The sequence below is a fragment of the Frankia sp. CoWAU3 genome (assembly GCF_977971855.1).
In genome coordinates this window covers 4,742-6,269 of the sequence record NZ_CDWWXB010000074.1, presented here as the reverse complement: position 1 = coordinate 6,269, position 1,528 = coordinate 4,742, and the positions used below count along the sequence as shown (strand labels likewise).

1 pseudogene is annotated in these 1,528 nt (G+C 70.0%); it reads right to left on the bottom strand.

Annotated elements, in window-relative coordinates:
* Positions 1 to 420: pseudogene (locus AC08ON_RS09100) on the bottom strand (hypothetical protein); the annotation flags it as partial.
* Between the last annotated feature and the right edge of the window lie 1,108 nt (positions 421 to 1,528).

The following is a 1,528-nucleotide window of genomic DNA, read 5'->3' as shown; positions in this document are numbered from 1 at the left end:
GGGGATGGACCGCCGGCTGAGTCGCTCCAGGCCGCGGCGCAACCGCTCGGTCTGGGCCAGGATGTGCGCGGGTGGGGTCGCCTCGTGCGCGTCGAGGAGGTCGTCGAGCAGATCGTCGGCGCGTTCCAGGGCGAGCTGGATCGGACTGGCCGCGAGGACGTCCGAGACCTCCATGATCTGTCCCTCGGCGAGGATTGCGGTCATGACCGCCGCTCCCGCATAGCGATGGAACTGCCTGCGGTCCGAGGCACCGGGGGCCGGAGCGCCAAGGCGTGTGGTGTGGGGGGCCGACAACGGTGTCGGCTGCGCCGGGATCGCTCCGCTCACAGTGCCGAATGGTGCTTCGCTCACAGTGCCGAAGGATGGCGTGCCCGCGGGTGCCGGCGACACATCGGTGGGGCTTGTTGCGGCTTTCGTCATCGAAGGCTGGGGCGGTGGCGCCGGCTCGTAGTCCTCGGGGCGGTCGTCCGGAGGGGTGCGCGCCGGCGGGATGACGATCGACTCGGTGGTCGCCCACCAGGGTGGGAGAGGGGCCGCCCGGCTCGTCGGGACCCAGGCACCGGGGTCGGGCCCGCGCGTCGGTGAAGATCCGCTCGACTGCGGCATGCCGCGCGTCCTTCCTTCAGACAGCACCACGGTCGTGACCGTGACGACAAGGTAGTGGGGGTAGAGCCCACCGCGAGAAGCGACCGACCGGGGGCGCACAGTGAGACCACGCGCCCGCATCGGTGCCGCGACCGCCATCCTCCCTGACGGCGGTCCGGCCGGATCCAGCGATCAACGGCCGAAGTCTCCCGGCGGTCGTACGACGGTCTCGCTGCCGCCGGCCGGTCGTTCTGGTCGTTCTGGTCGTTCTGGTCGTTCTGGCCTGTGTCTCGCTTTGTCAATAGTAGGAGGGAGGCTGCGCCGGAGGGTGATGATTACTGGTGCGCAAAGTTTCTGTCATCGTGGCTCTGCGTGGTGTTACCCGGAGGTTTCCTTTGCCGATCATGTTCGGCGGGCAAGCCGGCGGCGGTGCGATGCGGCGGTGGAGCTCGCCGGTCGGCGGTGGCGGGATGAGGAAGGGGGGCGCTGGCAGGACCGACAGGATCGCGCGGCGCAGGCTTGTGGATCATCGCCCCGGCCCGGGAGGGTCCCGGGCGACGAGCCGAGGGAGGCCGGGATGCGGCCCGCCGCCGGTTCACTCCAGAACGGGAACGAGGCGGCAATAGCTTTGTAATCATGACACCTTGTCATGATTACCGAAAAGGTGAAGCTGGGGGGCCCGATGTTGGTCCGATCGGCGCAGGCGTCCATCCCCGCGCTCGGGTCGTCCATCCCTGCGTTCGGATCGGTAGCCTCGGTATCGTGGTCGATGGCCCCCCGACGTGCTTTCCGGCCGGCAGGTCGCGCAGCTGGTGTCGACCAGGCCGGCCGTGGTCGGCGCGCCGTGCCTGATGACCGCGTGGCGCGGTGTCCCGCCGATCCGCTGGTCGGGCCGCGGACGAACCTGCCGTCCGCCGACGCGTCCCTGGCCCGTGAGCTCGAT